12 protein-coding genes are annotated in these 14306 nt (G+C 71.9%); 3 read left to right on the top strand and 9 right to left on the bottom strand.

Annotated features, from left to right (window positions below; translation table 11 throughout):
* Positions 1–26 precede the first annotated feature (26 nt).
* The 4 genes from N1F89_RS06320 to zwf form a co-directional block, all read right to left on the bottom strand.
* The gene (locus N1F89_RS06320; protein WP_290082620.1) at positions 27–440 is read right to left on the bottom strand and encodes a universal stress protein; all 414 of its coding nucleotides are present in this window, start codon (positions 438–440) and stop codon (positions 27–29) included.
* Between the two features lie 214 nt (positions 441–654).
* On the bottom strand, positions 655–2481 hold the full coding sequence (gene edd / locus N1F89_RS06315) for a phosphogluconate dehydratase (RefSeq protein WP_290082618.1): 1827 nt from the start codon (positions 2479–2481) through the stop codon (positions 655–657).
* The gene (gene pgl, locus N1F89_RS06310; protein WP_290082617.1) at positions 2478–3200 is read right to left on the bottom strand and encodes a 6-phosphogluconolactonase; all 723 of its coding nucleotides are present in this window, start codon (positions 3198–3200) and stop codon (positions 2478–2480) included. The genes edd and pgl overlap by 4 nt, the downstream gene beginning before the upstream one ends.
* Before the next feature lie 3 nt (positions 3201–3203).
* Positions 3204–4676 (bottom strand): glucose-6-phosphate dehydrogenase, encoded by a 1473-nt coding sequence (gene zwf / locus N1F89_RS06305; protein ID WP_290082615.1) that lies wholly within the window; start codon positions 4674–4676, stop codon positions 3204–3206.
* A gap of 178 nt (positions 4677–4854) precedes the next feature.
* Here zwf and N1F89_RS06300 point away from each other — a divergent pair, with 178 nt between their 5' ends.
* From N1F89_RS06300 to N1F89_RS06290, 3 genes are all read left to right on the top strand, one after another.
* Positions 4855–6330 carry an aldehyde dehydrogenase family protein gene (locus tag N1F89_RS06300; RefSeq protein WP_290082613.1) on the top strand — a complete coding sequence of 492 codons (1476 nt, stop codon included), beginning with the start codon at positions 4855–4857 and terminating at the stop codon, positions 6328–6330.
* Between the two features lie 150 nt (positions 6331–6480).
* Positions 6481–7230, top strand: coding sequence for an SDR family oxidoreductase (locus N1F89_RS06295; RefSeq protein WP_290082611.1), 750 nt, complete (start codon positions 6481–6483; stop codon positions 7228–7230).
* A gap of 70 nt (positions 7231–7300) precedes the next feature.
* Positions 7301–9073, top strand: a complete 1773-nt coding sequence (locus N1F89_RS06290; protein WP_290082609.1) for an SLC13 family permease — start codon at positions 7301–7303, stop codon at positions 9071–9073.
* Positions 9074–9111: 38 nt separating this feature from the next.
* On the opposite strand, the gene N1F89_RS06285 is transcribed toward N1F89_RS06290, so the two are convergent.
* From N1F89_RS06285 to aceA, 5 genes are all read right to left on the bottom strand, one after another.
* On the bottom strand, positions 9112–10398 hold the full coding sequence (locus N1F89_RS06285) for an FAD-binding oxidoreductase (RefSeq protein WP_290082607.1): 1287 nt from the start codon (positions 10396–10398) through the stop codon (positions 9112–9114).
* 101 nt (positions 10399–10499) lie between these two features.
* On the bottom strand, positions 10500–11933 hold the full coding sequence (locus N1F89_RS06280; RefSeq protein ID WP_290082605.1) for a glutamine synthetase family protein: 1434 nt from the start codon (positions 11931–11933) through the stop codon (positions 10500–10502).
* Between the two features lie 90 nt (positions 11934–12023).
* Positions 12024–12470 carry a response regulator gene (locus N1F89_RS06275; RefSeq protein WP_290082604.1) on the bottom strand — a complete coding sequence of 149 codons (447 nt, stop codon included), beginning with the start codon at positions 12468–12470 and terminating at the stop codon, positions 12024–12026.
* Positions 12471–12678: 208 nt separating this feature from the next.
* Entirely contained in the window at positions 12679–12927 is a 249-nt protein-coding gene (locus N1F89_RS06270; protein WP_290082603.1) for a hypothetical protein, read from the bottom strand.
* A 28-nt stretch (positions 12928–12955) separates the two neighbouring features.
* The gene (aceA, locus tag N1F89_RS06265) at positions 12956–14245 is read right to left on the bottom strand and encodes an isocitrate lyase (RefSeq protein ID WP_290082602.1); all 1290 of its coding nucleotides are present in this window, start codon (positions 14243–14245) and stop codon (positions 12956–12958) included.
* Between the last annotated feature and the right edge of the window lie 61 nt (positions 14246–14306).

The raw sequence follows: 14306 nt of genomic DNA, 5'->3' as shown, positions 1-14306 counted from the left end.
CGGCCGATGCCGCCGCGCTGCGGCCGTCAGCGCACGACGAACACCGACGTGTCGGTGTGCGAGGCGAGCCAGCCGGCGCGCGAGGCGAAGATGTGGTCGGCGAAGGTCGGCACGTGCGAGGCCATCACCACCAGATCGGCGCCCTCGGCATGCACCGCCTTGTCGAGCGCCTCGTCGACGTCGCGCGCCGGGTCGTGGCTCTCGACCGTCCGCGCGGTCATCGTCACGCCGTGGCGGGCGCCGCAGTCCTTGGCGAAGGCCTCGAGGCGCTCGCCGAACTCCTTCGGATTGTGCGCCACAGCGCTCGGCGCGGCCGCCGTGACGCCGACGCAGCACAGCTCCGCGCCGTAGTGCTTGGCCAGATCCGCCGCCGTCGCCAGCGCCTTGTCGAGCTTGTCCGCGTGGGCCAGGTCGACCGGGACGATGATCTTCTTGTACATGCTTCCCTCCTCTGCGTTCGGCGCCGCCGGCACCGGCGGTTCGTCGGCTCGCCGCGCCGCGCGGGCGGGCGAACGATTCGCCCGACCCTGCACCGAAGGCGTGCCGATCGCTTTGCGCTGCCTCAAGGATAGGCGGGCGCGCGCCGCGCGGTTGGCTTGATTGCGACCGGGGAGGCGGGGCCGATGGCGCAGGCCGGCGCGCGGCGTCGGCCGGTCAGGCGGCGTCGCCGAACGCGCCGGCGCCCTGGTCGGCCCGCCGGGCGAGCTGGCGGAAGCCGGCGAACAGCTCGCGGCCGAAGCCGGCATGGTGCGCCGACAGGTCGGCGACGGCCGGCGTGCGGGCGGCCCATTCGGCCGGCTCGACCAGCGCCTCGAGCCGGCCGGCGACCGCGTCCACCCGCACCGTGTCGCCGTCGCGCAGCAACGCCAGCGCGCCGCCGTCGAGCGCCTCCGGCGTGACGTGGATGGCCGCCGGCACCTTGCCCGAGGCGCCCGACATGCGCCCGTCGGTGACCAGCGCCACCTTGTGGCCGCGGTCCTGCAGCACGCCGAGCGGCGGCGTCAGCCGGTGCAGCTCGGGCATGCCGTTGGCCCGCGGTCCCTGGAAACGCACCACCGCGACGACGTCGCGGTCGAGCCGCCCCTCCTTGAAGGCGGCCTGCAGCTCGGCCTGGTCGTGGAAGATCGCCGCCGGCGCCTCCACCACCCGGTGCTCCGGCTTGACCGCCGAGACCTTGATGATGGCGTGGCCGAGATTGCCGTCGAGCACGCGGATGCCGCCGCTCGGCTGAAACGCCTTGCCGGCCGGCGCCAGCACCTTCTCGTCGCCGCTCTTCTCCGGCGCCGGCCGGCGCTCCACCGTGCCGTCCGGCCCCAGCACCGCCTCGACGGCGTAGGCCTCGAGACCCTCGCCCCACACGGTGCGCACGTCGGCGTGCAAATAGCCCTCCGCGCACAGTTCGCGGATCAGGAAGCCGAGTCCGCCGGCGGCGTGGAAGTGGTTCACGTCGGCCAGCCCGTTGGGATAGACGCGCGCCATCAGCGGCACCGCGGCGGAGATGTCGGCGATGTCCTGCCAGGTGATGGCGATGCCGGCGCTCGCCGCCATGGCGATCAGGTGCAGCGTGTGGTTGGTCGAGCCGCCGGTGGCGTTGAGCCCGACGATGCCGTTGACCACCGAGCGCTCGTCGATCATCCGGCCGACCGGCGTGTAGGCGTTGCCGAGCGCGGTGATCGCCAGCGCGCGGCGCGCCGCCTCGCGCGTCAGCGCGTCGCGCAGCGGCGTGTTCGGGTTGACGAAGGAGGAGCCCGGCGTGTGCAGGCCCATCATCTCCATCAGCATCTGGTTGGAGTTCGCCGTGCCGTAGAAGGTGCAGGTGCCGGGGCCGTGATAGGACTTCGATTCGGCCTCCAGCAGCGCGTCGCGGCCGACCTTGCCCTCGGCGTAGAGCTGGCGGATGCGCGCCTTCTCGTCGTTCGGCAGGCCCGAGGTCATCGGCCCGGCCGGGATGAAGACGGCCGGCAGGTGGCCGAAGCTGAGCGCCGCGATCACCAGCCCCGGCACGATCTTGTCGCACACGCCGAGGAAGACGGCGGCATCGAACATGTTGTGCGACAGGCCGATCGCCGCCGACATGGCGATCACGTCGCGCGAGAACAGCGACAGCTCCATGCCCGGCTGGCCCTGGGTGACGCCGTCGCACATGGCCGGCACGCCGCCGGCCACCTGCGCCACGCCGCCCGCCTCGTGCGCGGCCTTTTTGATGAGCTGCGGGAACGGCTCGAACGGCTGATGCGCCGACAGCATGTCGTTGTAGGCCGTCACGATGCCGAGATTGGGCACCCGGTCGCCCGACAGCGCCGCCTTGTCGGCCGCCTGGCAGGCGGCGAAGCCGTGCGCCAGGTTGCCGCACGACAGCGCCGCGCGGTGCACCGTCTCGCCCGCCGCCGCGTCGATGCGCGCCAGATAGGCCTCGCGCGCGGCCTTCGAGCGCAGGCGGATGCGTTCGGTGACGGCTTCGATCTCGCGTCTTGCGGTCATGCTCGGCTGTCCTTTCGCGGTGCCCAGTGAATATGGACCTCGCCGGTGGCCATTTCGAGGACGCGGCGCACCGGCAGGAAGGGCGGCGCCGCACGCGCCAGCGTCGCCTTCAGCGCCTCCTTCTTGTCCGCCCCCTCGATGTGCAGCGCCTTGAAGCGCGCGCCGGCGATCAGCCGCGGCGCGAGCGTCAGCCGCGGCTCGCCGGCGCCGGGGGCGGCGACCGGCCACACGGCCGCGCCGTCGCGCTCGGCGAACATCGCCTCGAGCCCCTCGGCGCCGGGAAACAGCGAGGCGGTGTGGCCGTCCGTGCCCATGCCCAGCAGCATGACGTCGGCCGGCCAGGCGAGCCCGGTCAGCCGGCGGTCGGCCGCGGCGGCCGCCGCCGCCGGCTCGGCGCCGTCGTCGCACAGCGGCACGAAGCCGGCGCGCGCGGCGCGGTTCTGCAGCAGGTGCTGGGCGACCAGCCGCGCGTTCGAGCGCTCCGAATCCGGCGCCACGCAGCGCTCGTCGGCGAGCGTCACCGTCACCTTCTCCCAGGCGAGCGGCTTGCGCGACAGCGCCTGGAACAGGCGCACCGGCGTCGTGCCGCCCGACACCACGAGCAGCGCGGCGCCGCGCGCGGCGACCGCCGCGTCGAGCGTGCGGGCGACGGCGCCGGCCAGCGCCTCGGCCAGCGCGGCGGGCGTGGCGTGCTCGTGCCAGGCGAGGGCGGCGGCCATCGGCTAGACGCTCTCGTGCCAGGTGCGCCCGTCGCGCTCGATCAGCGCGATCGAGGCCGACGGGCCCCAGGTGCCGGCGGTGTAGCCCTGCACGGTCTGGCCGTTGTCCTCCCAGGCGGCGAGGATGGGGTCGATCCAGCGCCAGGCCGCCTCGACCTCGTCGCGGCGCATGAACAGCGTCTGGTTGCCGCGCACCACGTCCATCACCAGCCGCTCGTAGGCGTCGGGATTGCGCACGTTGAAGGAGTCGGCGAAGCTCATGTCGAGCGGCATGTGCCGCAGCCGCATGCCGCCGGGCCCCGGGTCCTTGATCATGATCCACTGCTTGACGCCCTCGTCGGGCTGCAGCCGGATGACGAGCTGGTTGGCATAGACCGGCCCGGCCGCCTCGCCGAAGATCGAGTGCGGGATCGGCTTGAACTGGATGACGATCTCCGACACGCGGCTCGCCAGCCGCTTGCCGGTGCGCAGGTAGAACGGCACGCCGGCCCAGCGCCAGTTGGCGATCTCCGCCTTCAGCGCGACGAAGGTCTCGGTGTCGCTGGCGCCGTTCTCGAGCTCCTGGGCGTAGCCCTTGACGGCGCCGCCGGCCGAGGCGCCGGCGCGGTACTGGCCGCGCACGGTCAGCCGCGCGGCGTTGCCGCCGTCGATCGGCGTCAGCGCGCGCAGCACCTTCAGCTTCTCGTCGCGCAGCTCGTCGGCGTCGAGCGACGACGGCGCCTCCATCGCCACCAGGCACAGAAGCTGCAGGATGTGGTTCTGCACCATGTCGCGCAGCGCGCCGGCGGTGTCGTAGTAGTCGGCGCGGCCCTCGAGCCCGACCGCCTCGGCGACCGTGATCTGCACGTGGTCGACATGGGCGGAGTTCCACAGCGGCTCGAACAGCGCATTGGCGAAGCGCAGCGCCATCAGGTTCTGCACCGTCTCCTTGCCGAGGTAGTGGTCGATGCGGAAGATGCGGTGCTCGTCGAACACCCGGCCGATGGCATCGTTCAGCGCGCAGGCCGATTCCAGGCTGCGGCCGATCGGCTTTTCCACCACGATGCGCGAGGTCGGCGCGACCAGCCGGTGCGCCGCGAGCCGCTCGGCGATGGCGCCGTAGAGGCCGGGCGCCACCGCCAGATAGAAGGCGCGCACGGCCGCGCTGTCGCCGATCGCCGCGGCCAGCGCGTCGAAGCCGGTGCCGGCGCTGGCGTCGACCGGCACGTAGCCGAGCCGCGCCACGAAGCGCTCCACCTGGTCGGCCTCCACCTGGTCGGCCGGCACGTGATCGGCGATCGCCTGGCGCGCGAAGGCGCGGTAGGCCTCGTCGTCGAGCCGCGAGCGCGAGGCGCCGAAGATGCGGGTCGGCTCGGAGAACTGGCCGGCGCGCTGGCGCTGGTAGAGCGCCGGGATCAGCTTGCGCTCGGCCAGGTCGCCGGTGGCGCCGAACACCACCAGGTCGAACGGGTCGACGGGAATCGTCTTGGCGGTCATGCGAACTCCGGGCCGCGGATGGGCATTGCGGGCGGCTATAATCTAATCGATTTAGAATGGCCAGTGCCGCGTTTTGCCCTGTCGGCGCTTGACACTGAACGCGGCGCTGCGCTTCTCGTAGCCACGCGGGCAAGGATAGGAGCCTTGCCGGCGGGGGCAAGACGGAGACGATAGCCGAATGGGAACGCCGCTTTCGCGCACCGTGGCCGAGGGCCGCGCCTTCATGCAGGTGATCGACGGCCAGGCGGTCGACGCCCTGTCGGGCCGCCGCATCGACGTCGTGTCGCCGTCGGATGGCGCGGTGTTCGCCTCGATTCCGGCCTCCGGCGACGCCGACGTCGACCGCGCGGTGCGCGCCGCGCGCACGGCCTTCGACGAGGGCCCGTGGAGCCGCATGCCGGCGGTCGAGCGCGGCCGCTGCCTGACCCGGCTGTTCCGGCTCGTCGAGGACAACGCCGACGAGCTCGCCGCGCTGGAATCGCGCGACACCGGCAAGCCGGCCCGCCAGGGCCGCGCCGACGTGACGGCGACGATGCGCTACTACGAGTTCTACGGCGGCGCGGCCGACAAGGTGCACGGCGACACGATCCCCTTCCTCGACGGCTACACCGCGCTCACCCTGCGCGAGCCGCACGGCGTGGTCGCCGGCATCATCCCGTGGAACTATCCGCTGCAGATCCTGGCCCGCGTCGCCGGCGCCGCGCTCGCCATGGGCAACACGCTGGTGGTCAAGCCGGCCGAGGACGCCTCGCTGACGGCGATCCGCATCGCCGAGCTGGCGCTCGAGGCGGGCTTTCCGGCCGGCGTCTTCAACGTGGTCACCGGCTTCGGCGCCGAGGCCGGGGCGGCGCTGTCGCGCCATCCGCTTGTCGACTACGTCACCTTCACCGGCTCGCCGGTCACCGGCACGGCGATCCAGCAGGCCGCCGCCGTCAACAACCGCGGCGTCACCATGGAGCTCGGCGGCAAGTCGCCGCAGATCGTCTTCGCCGACGCCGATCTCGAGGCCGCGCTGCCGGTGCTCGTCAACGCCATCATCCAGAACGGCGGCCAGACCTGCTCGGCCGGCAGCCGCATCCTGGTCGAGCGGCCGGTCTACGAGGCGGTCGCCGCCGGCCTCGCCGGGCGCTTCGCCGCCCTCGTCGCCGGGCCGCACGACGCCGACCTCGACCTCGGGCCGATGATCAACGCGCGCCAGGCCGAGCGCGTCGCCGGCTATGTCGCGGCGGCCGAGGAGGCGGGAGTCGCCGTTCTGGCGCGCGGCAGCGTCGACGCGGCGGCGCCGGCCGCCGGCTTCTACCAGGCGCCGGTGCTGTTCGGCAGCGTCGATCCCGCCGCGGCGGTCGCCCAGGAGGAGGTGTTCGGCCCGGTCCTGTCGCTGATGGCCTTCGACGACGAGGCCGACGCGGTGCGGCTTGCCAACGCCACCGAGTTCGGCCTGGTCGCCGGCGTGTGGACGCGCGACGGCGGCCGCCAGCACCGCGTCGCCAAGCGGGTGCGCGCCGGCCAGGTGTTCGTCAACGGCTACGGCGCGGGCGGCGGCATCGAACTGCCCTTCGGCGGCTTCAAGAAGTCCGGCCACGGCCGCGAGAAGGGCTTCGAGGCGCTGTTCGACATGTCGGCCACCAAGACGGTCGTCTTCAACCATGGCTAAGGCGTTTCCGGGCGACGTGGACGCCGGCTCGCCATCCGGCAACGCGCCAGGAGAACGCGTTGGAGCCGGCCTGCATTTCCTCGAACGCATCCACCGTCGCTGCGACGGGCGCAACCGGCCCGCGCGGGCGCAGATCGGCAAGGAGGCCGGATGAACCGTCTCAAGGACAAGGTGGCCGTCGTCACGGGCGCGGCCTCGGGCTTCGGCGAGGGCATGGCCCGGCGCTTCGCCGAGGAGGGCGCGCGCGTCGTCGTCGCCGACCTGAACGGCAAGGGGGCCGAGCGCGTGGCGCGCGACATCGGCGCGGCGGCGATCGCGGTGAAGGCCGACGTCACCCAGAAGGACGAGATCGAGGCGATGGTGGCGGCCGCGCTCGACGCGCACGGCCGTCTCGACATCATGGTCAACAATGCCGGCTTCACCCATGCTAACGGCGACATGCTCGAGGTCGACGAGCCGACCTTCGACCTGATCGCAGCCGTCAACATGAAGGCGATCTATCACACCGCGCTCGCCGTGGTGCCGGTGATGGAGCGCCAGGGCGGCGGCTCGATCATCACCACCGCCTCGACGGCCGGGCTGCGGCCGCGCCCCGGGCTGACCTGGTACAACGCCTCGAAGGGCTGGGCGATCACCGCCACCAAGTCGATGGCCGTCGAGCTGGCGCCCAAGAAGATCCGCGTCAACTGCCTGTGCCCGGTCGCCGGCGAGACCGGCATGCTCGGCCTGTTCCTCGGCGAGGACACGCCGGAGCGGCGCGCCCAGTTCCGTGCCTCGGTGCCGCTCGGCCGCCTGTCGACGCCGCTCGACATCGCCAATGCGGCGCTCTGGCTCGCCTCCGACGAGGCGGAGTTCATCACCGGCGTCGCCCTCGAGGTCGACGGCGGGCGCTGCATCTGACGCGCCGCCCGCCCGTGTTCCCGCCGCCCCGCCATCCCGCGCTTTCGCGCCGCACGCCGGACCCTGCCGCATGACCTACGAGCAGATCTTCCTGTTTTCCCTGCTCGGCGTCCTGTTCGCCTTCCTCGTGTGGGGGCGCATCCGCTACGACCTCGTCGCCTTCGCCGCGCTGATCGTCGCCGTGGCGGCCGGCGTGGTGCCGACCGAGGAGGCCTTCGCCGGCTTCGGCCACGAGGCGGTCATCATCATCGCGCTGGTGCTCGTCGTCTCGCGCGCGCTCACCAATGCCGGCGCCGTCGAGCTGGTCGCCGGGGTGGTGCTGTCGAGCGGCCGCTCGCTCTACGCCCATGTCGGCATCATGTCGGTGGTCGGCGCGGTGCTGTCGGCCGTCATCAACAACGTCGCCGCGCTGGTCATGCTGATGACGCTCGACATGGAGGCCGCGCAGAAGGCCAAGCGCTCGGTGTCGCGCTCGCTGATGCCGCTGTCCTTCGCCACCATCCTGGGCGGCATGATCACGCTGATCGGCACGCCGCCCAACATCGTCGTCGCGCAGTTCCGCGACCGCGCGCTCGGCGAATCCTTCTCGATGTTCGACTTCTCGCCGGTCGGCCTGGTCTGCGCGATCGTCGGCATCGCCTTCGTGACGACGATCGGCTGGCGCTTCATCCCCGAGCGCGGCCAGCAGGCCGCCCTCGACGCCGGCGGCGAGACGTCCGACTATGTCGCCGAGGCGGTCGCCAAGGAGGGATCGAAGTCGATCGGCAAGCCGCTGTCGGAGCTGTTTCCGCTCGGCGACGAGCACGACGTGGCGGTGGTCGGCCTGGTGCGGCGCGGCAAGCGGCTGCCCGGCTTCGCCGCCAGCGAGGAGATCCGCAAGAACGACCACATCGTGCTGGAAGGCGCGCCCAAGGCGATCGAGGCCTTTCTCGGCGCCGCCGACCTGAAGCCGCCGGGCGCCGACAAGCGCGCCAACCTGACCAGCGAATCGCTGACCCTGGTCGAGGCGATCGTGCCGGACAATGCGCGCATCGTCGGGCGCACGGCGCTCGGCCTGCGGCTGCTCTACCGCCGCGGCGTCACGCTGCTCGGCGTGTCGCGCCAGGGCCGCCGCTTCCGCGAGCGCGTGCGCCAGCTCGCCATCCGGCCGGGCGACGTGCTGCTGCTGCTCGGGCCGCAAAGCCGCGTCGCCGACGCCGCCGAATGGCTCGGCGTCTTCCCGCTGGCCGAGCGCAGCCACGCGGTGCTGCAGCGCGGCAAGGCGGCCTTCGCCATCGGCGTGTTCGCCGTCGCCGTGGCGCTGGCGGTGATTGGCCTGCTGCCGCTCGCCATCGCGCTGGCGGCCGCCGTCATCGTCTATGCGCTGTTCAACATCGTCGGCCCGCGCGAGGTCTACGAATCGGTCGAGTGGCCGGTCATCGTGCTGCTCGGCTCGCTGATCCCGCTCGGCCTGGCGCTCGAGGAATCGGGCGGCACGCAGCTCATCGCCGACGCCATCGTGGCGCAGACCGGCGCGCTGCCGATATGGGCGATCCTCGCCATCCTGATGGTCGTCACCATGACGCTGTCCGACTTCCTCAACAACGTCGCCACGGCGGTGATCGCCGCGCCGGTCGGGCTCAGCATCGCCACCTCGCTCGAGGTGTCGCCCGATCCCTTCCTGATGGGTGTGGCGGTGGCCGCCTCCTGCGCCTTCCTGACGCCGATCGGCCACAAGAACAACACCATCATCATGGGGCCGGGCGGCTACCGCTTCGGCGACTACGCGCGCATGGGCCTGCCGCTCGAGGTGCTGATCATCGCGGTCTCGGTGCCGGCGATCCTGTTCTTCTGGCCGCTGTAGGGCCGGGTGCGGCCGCGCGTGCGCCGGCCGCCGGGCAGTCAGAAGCGGTCGCGCAGGGCGTACCAGTTGAGCGCCAGGAAGAGCAGTGCCGGGCGCAGCCGCCGGCCGCCGGGAAAGGCCGGCACGTCGAGCGCCTCCAGCATGGCCAGCCGGTCGCGGTTGCCCGCCACCGCCTCGGCGTAGAGCCGGCCGGAGAAGTTCGACAGCATGACGCCGTGGCCGGACCAGCCGCCGGCCGAGATCACGTTGGGCATCACCTCGCGCACGAAGGGCTTTCGCGGCAGGGTGATGCCGACATAGCCGCCCCAGGCATGCGTCAGCGCGACCTCGGCGAGCGCCGGATAGACCTCGGCGATCTGCCGGCGGATCGCCGCCGTCATGTCCTGCGGGTCCTGCGTGGAATAGACCTCGCGGCCGCCGAACAGGAGCCGGCCGTCCCGCGTGCGGCGGAAGTAGCGCACCACGAAGCGCGAATCGTCGACGCTCTCGCCGCCCGGCAGCACCGGGCTGTCGGCGCCGAGCGGCGCGGTGGCGCCGATGAAGGAGCCGATCGGCATGATGTGCGCGGCCGAAGCCGGCTCGAGCGTGCCGCCATGCGCGTTGGTGGCGATCAGCCCGCGCGCGGCGGTGATCGTGCCGTGCGGCGTCGTCACCCGCACCCGGCCGCCCTCGGCCGACACCGCGCGCGCCGGCGTCCGCTCGCACAGCCGCGCGCCCGCCTGCGCCGCCACGCGGGCGGTGCCGACCAGCAGCTTGAGCGGGTGGATGTGCCCGGTTCCCGTGTCGCGCACGCCGCCGTGGTAGCGCGCCGAGCCGAGCCGCTCGGCCGTTTCGGCCGCGTCCATGAAGGCCAGATGCGGATAGCCGTAGCGCTCGGCGGCGATGTCGACATGGGCGCGGTAGTCGTCGAGCAGGCGCGGCTTGTGCGCCACCGACAGGTGCCCCGGCACGTAGTCGATCTCGATGCCGTGCGCGGCGGAGAAGTCGAGCAGATGCGCCTTGGCCTCCTCGGCCAGGTCGAACAGCGCCTTGCTGCGGGCAAATCCGAGCTCGGCCTCCAGCTCCTCCGGCCAGGCGCGCTGGCCGGTGTTGAGCTGGCCGCCGTTGCGCCCCGAGGCGCCGTCGCCGAAGCGGTGCGCCTCGACGAGCACCACCGAGACGCCCGCCTTGGCCAGATGCGCGGCGGCCGAAAGCCCGGTGAAGCCGCCGCCGACGATCACCACGTCGCAGGCGGTGTCGCCGTCGAGCGGGTCGTATTCGGGGCGCGCGCCGACCGAGGCCTCGTACCAGGAGACGCCGGGGGAGATGGGGGACTGGTAATGCATGGCAGGCTCGGGCGGGCGGGGGCGGTTCGGGGGATGGGGCGCCGGGCGGCGGCGGGCCGGCCGGCGGCTGCCGCCACGCGCCGCCGCCGGCCGTCGCGGCCTCACACGTTCAACAGCAGGTACTCGCGCTCCCACGGGCTGATGACCTCCATGAAGGTCTCGAACTCGGCCCGCTTGATCGCGGCATAGGTGGTCACGAAGGGCTCGCCCAGGATGGCGCCGAGCGCGGCGTCGCGCTCGAACAGGGCGACCGCCTCGAGCAGGCCGCGCGGCAGCTCGATCTCGTCCTGGTTGACCGCGCTGCCGGCCGGCGCGTCCGGCTCGCTCTTCTCCAGGATGCCGATCAGCCCGCAGGCGAGCGAGGCGGCGAGCGCCAGGTAGGGGTTGGCGTCGGACGAGGGGATGCGGTTTTCCACGCGTCGCGCGCCGGGGTCGGAGCGCGGCACGCGGAAGGCGGTGGTGCGGTTGTCGTAGCCCCAGCGCGTGTTGACCGGCACCGACGCGCCCTGCGTCAGCCGGCGGTAGGAGTTGACGTAGGGCGCCAGCATGATGAGCGCGTTGGGCACGTGGCGCTGCATGCCGCCGAGGAAGTGGCGGAACAGGTCCGTCTCGCCGCCCGCCTCGTCGGAGAAGGCGTTCTGCCCGGTCTTCGCGTCGATCACCGACTGGTGGATGTGCATGGCCGAGCCCGGCTGCTCCTGGATCGGCTTGGCCATGAAGGTGGCGTAGGTGTCGTGCTTGAGGGCGGCCTCGCGGATGGTCCGCTTGAACAGGAACACCTGGTCGGCGAGCTCGACCGGATCGCCGTGCCGCAGATTGATCTCGAGCTGGCCGGCGCCCTCCTCGTGGATCAGCGTGTCGATCTCCAGCCCCTGCGTCTCGCAGAAATGGTAGATGTCGTCGATCAGCTCGTCGAACTCGTTGACGCCGGCGATCGAGTAGCCCTGGCCGCCGCCGATCGGCCGGCCCGAGCGGCCGACGGGCGGCGTCAGCGGGTAGTCCGGGTCCGGATTCTTGTCGACCAGGTAGAACTCGATCTCCGGCGCCACGATCGGCTTCAGCCCGCGTGCGGCGTATTCGTCGATGACGCGCCTGAGCACGTTGCGCGGGGTGAACTCGACGACGCGGCCGTCCTGGTGCACCAGGTCGCAGATCACCTGCGCGGTGGGATCGCTCTCCCACGGCACGACCGACAGCGTCGACAGGTCCGGTACCAGCTTCAGGTCGCCGTCGTCCTCCGGGTAGGCGAAGCCGCCGCCGTTCTCGGGATAGCCGCCCGAGATGGTGGTCATGAAGACGGCCGAGGGCAGCGCCAGCGAGGTGTTGGAGGTGAACTTCTTCGACGGCATCATCTTGCCGCGCGCGACACCCGCCTGGTCGGGGGTGATGCACTCGATGTCCTCGATGCCGCGCCACTCCAGCCAGGCGCCGGCCTCCTTCCAGCTCTTCACGCCGCGCAGGCTCTTCACGAAGGCAGGAACGCGCGTGCGCCCACCACGACCGGCCGGCCGGGCTTCCTTCTTCTGATTGAGCATCAATCACCAGGGGGTCGTTGCGGATGGGCGATTATAGCCGCGCACAGGCCAAAGGAAAGGGCGTGTCGGGCCGCGGGTCCGGCCTTTCGGTCAGCCTGCGACCAGCCGCGCGATGGCCGGCTGCAGCGATTCCACCGTCACCGGCTTGCCGATCACCGTGTCGACGATGCGCCAGTGCGCCGGCGGCTCGCGCCACGGCTGGTCGGCGAGGAAGACGATGCGCGGCAGCCGCCAGGCCGAGGCGCGCCGGGCGTCGGCCAGGGCGTCGGCGAGGTGGTCGCATTCGCGGCCGCCGACGCCGCCGTCGAGGATCACCAGGCCCGGCCCCATCTCGTCGAACAGCCGGCCGGCGTCGCCCGGCGTCGCCGCCATCACGCGGATGCCGGAGCGCTCGACGATGCGTGCGACGACGATGCGGTTGACCGGCAGGGTGGCGACGACCAGCGCCATGCCGATGCGCCGGGACGAGCCGCCGTCCTTGCCGCCGGAGGGTGCTGCGCCGGCGAAGGACGGCTGCGCATGGAGGGAATGCCGCATCAACTACAACCGCCTCGCCGCAATTCAATGAAGGGTTGTGCCGGATACTCGTCAGCACGACCGGCTTGTCAAGGGGGGCGAAGGTCTGATGCGGTTTTGTACACCGGGGCGACGGGCGCGGCGGGCGCCGACGCAAGAAGGCCCGCGCGAACAGCGTCGCGCGGGCCGACACGGCACGGCATCGCCGCGCGGGCAGGGAAGGGCGGGGCTACTCGCCGCCGACGGGCCGGTTGGTGACCACGACGGGAATCAGCAGGTCGCCCCAGTTGCCGTCGCCGCCGTGGTGGCGGGCCGAGCGCACGAGCTCGACCGAGACGCCGGCGTCGACCGCCTTCATCACCGACTGGTTGAGGCGGTGCAGGTCGTTGGCCACCATGCGGATGACCGCCTGCTGGTCGGTGTTCATGGAGAGCGACTGCTCCTCGGCCCTCTCCTTAACGCGGGTCTTGGTCGCCATCATCATGCTCCTTGGCTGGGCCGGCGCGCTACTCGGCCGCCGGCTTGAACTGCGCCGTCTCGGTGGATTCGCCCATCGCCGTGGTCGACGACTGGCCGCCGGTGATCGCCATCGACACGGCGTCGAAGTAGCCGGTGCCCACCTCGCGCTGGTGCTTGGTCGCCGTGTAGCCGACGGCCTCGGCGGCGAACTCGGCCTGCTGCAGCTCCGAATAGGCGGCCATCTGGCGGTCCTTGTAGCCGCGCGCCAGCTCGAACATCGAGTAGTTGAGCTGGTGGAAGCCGGCCAGCGTGATGAACTGGAACTTGTAGCCCATGGCGCCGAGCTCGCGCTGGAACTTGGCGATCGTCGCCTCGTCCAGGTTCTTCTGCCAGTTGAAGGAGGGCGAGCAGTTGTAGGCCAGCATCTTGCCGGGATGGTGCTTGTGCACGCCCTCGGCGAACTTGCGGGCCTGCTCGAGATCCGGCTTCGAGGTCTCGCACCAGATCAGGTCGCAATAGGGGGCGTAGGCGACGGCGCGCGCGATGCACGGCTCCAGGCCGTTGCGCACGTTGTAGAAGCCCTCGACCGTGCGCCCGGCGTCGTAGTCGACGAAGGGCCGGTCGCGCTCGTCGATGTCGGAGGTCAGAAGCTTGGCGGCCTCCGCATCGGTGCGCGCGACGATCAGGCTCGGCACGCCCATCACGTCGGCGGCGAGCCGCGCGGCGGTCAGGTTGCGGATGTGCGCGGCGGTCGGGATCAGCACCTTGCCGCCGAGATGGCCGCACTTCTTCTCCGAGGCGAGCTGGTCCTCGAAGTGGACGCCGGCCGCGCCGGCCTCGATGTAGGCCTTCATGATCTCGAAGGCGTTGAGCGGCCCGCCGAAGCCGGCCTCCGCGTCGGCCACGATCGGCGCGTACCAGGTGTCGACCGACAGGCCGTTGCCCTCCGACACCTCGATCTGGTCGGCGCGCTGCAGCGTGCGGTTGATGCGCCGGGCGAGCTCGGGGCCGGCATTGGCCGGATAGAGCGACTGGTCGGGATACATCGCCGAGGCGGTGTTGGCGTCGGCGGCGACCTGCCAGCCCGACAGGTAGATCGCCTTCAGCCCGGCGCGCACCATCTGCATCGCCTGGTTGCCGGTCACCGCGCCGAGCGCGTTGACGAAGTCCTCCTCGCGGATCAGCTTCCACAGCCGGTTGGCGCCCTGCTCGGCCAGCGTGTGCTTGATCTGCACCGAGCCGCGCAGGCGCTTCACGTCGTCCGGGCCGTAGGGGCGCTCGATGCCCTCGTAGCGGCCTTCCGGGGCGCCGGGAACGAGATTGTAAAAATCGGTCATAACGATCTCCGCGGTACGATTGTAAAGGTCGTGGAGCCCGACTGATCGGCTCCGGATGCGA

Origin of the sequence: Aquibium sp. A9E412 (assembly GCF_030398335.1) — a bacterium.
Taxonomy (GTDB): domain Bacteria; phylum Pseudomonadota; class Alphaproteobacteria; order Rhizobiales; family Rhizobiaceae; genus A9E412.
This window is presented reverse-complemented; position numbering and strand designations above follow the sequence as displayed.

What these genes read in the sequence shown, in the direction of transcription:
- N1F89_RS06285 (WP_290082607.1), bottom strand. Translation starts at nt 10,398, where the DNA reads ATGCATTACCAGTCCCCCATCTCCCCCGGCGTCTCCTGGTACGAGGCC.
- N1F89_RS06280 (WP_290082605.1), bottom strand. Translation starts at nt 11,933, where the DNA reads ATGCTCAATCAGAAGAAGGAAGCCCGGCCGGCCGGTCGTGGTGGGCGC.
- N1F89_RS06320 (WP_290082620.1), bottom strand. Translation starts at nt 440, where the DNA reads ATGTACAAGAAGATCATCGTCCCGGTCGACCTGGCCCACGCGGACAAG.
- N1F89_RS06270 (WP_290082603.1), bottom strand. Translation starts at nt 12,927, where the DNA reads ATGGCGACCAAGACCCGCGTTAAGGAGAGGGCCGAGGAGCAGTCGCTC.
- zwf (WP_290082615.1), bottom strand. Translation starts at nt 4,676, where the DNA reads ATGACCGCCAAGACGATTCCCGTCGACCCGTTCGACCTGGTGGTGTTC.
- N1F89_RS06275 (WP_290082604.1), bottom strand. Translation starts at nt 12,470, where the DNA reads ATGCGGCATTCCCTCCATGCGCAGCCGTCCTTCGCCGGCGCAGCACCC.
- pgl (WP_290082617.1), bottom strand. Translation starts at nt 3,200, where the DNA reads ATGGCCGCCGCCCTCGCCTGGCACGAGCACGCCACGCCCGCCGCGCTG.
- N1F89_RS06290 (WP_290082609.1), top strand. Translation starts at nt 7,301, where the DNA reads ATGACCTACGAGCAGATCTTCCTGTTTTCCCTGCTCGGCGTCCTGTTC.
- N1F89_RS06295 (WP_290082611.1), top strand. Translation starts at nt 6,481, where the DNA reads ATGAACCGTCTCAAGGACAAGGTGGCCGTCGTCACGGGCGCGGCCTCG.
- edd (WP_290082618.1), bottom strand. Translation starts at nt 2,481, where the DNA reads ATGACCGCAAGACGCGAGATCGAAGCCGTCACCGAACGCATCCGCCTG.
- N1F89_RS06300 (WP_290082613.1), top strand. Translation starts at nt 4,855, where the DNA reads ATGGGAACGCCGCTTTCGCGCACCGTGGCCGAGGGCCGCGCCTTCATG.
- aceA (WP_290082602.1), bottom strand. Translation starts at nt 14,245, where the DNA reads ATGACCGATTTTTACAATCTCGTTCCCGGCGCCCCGGAAGGCCGCTAC.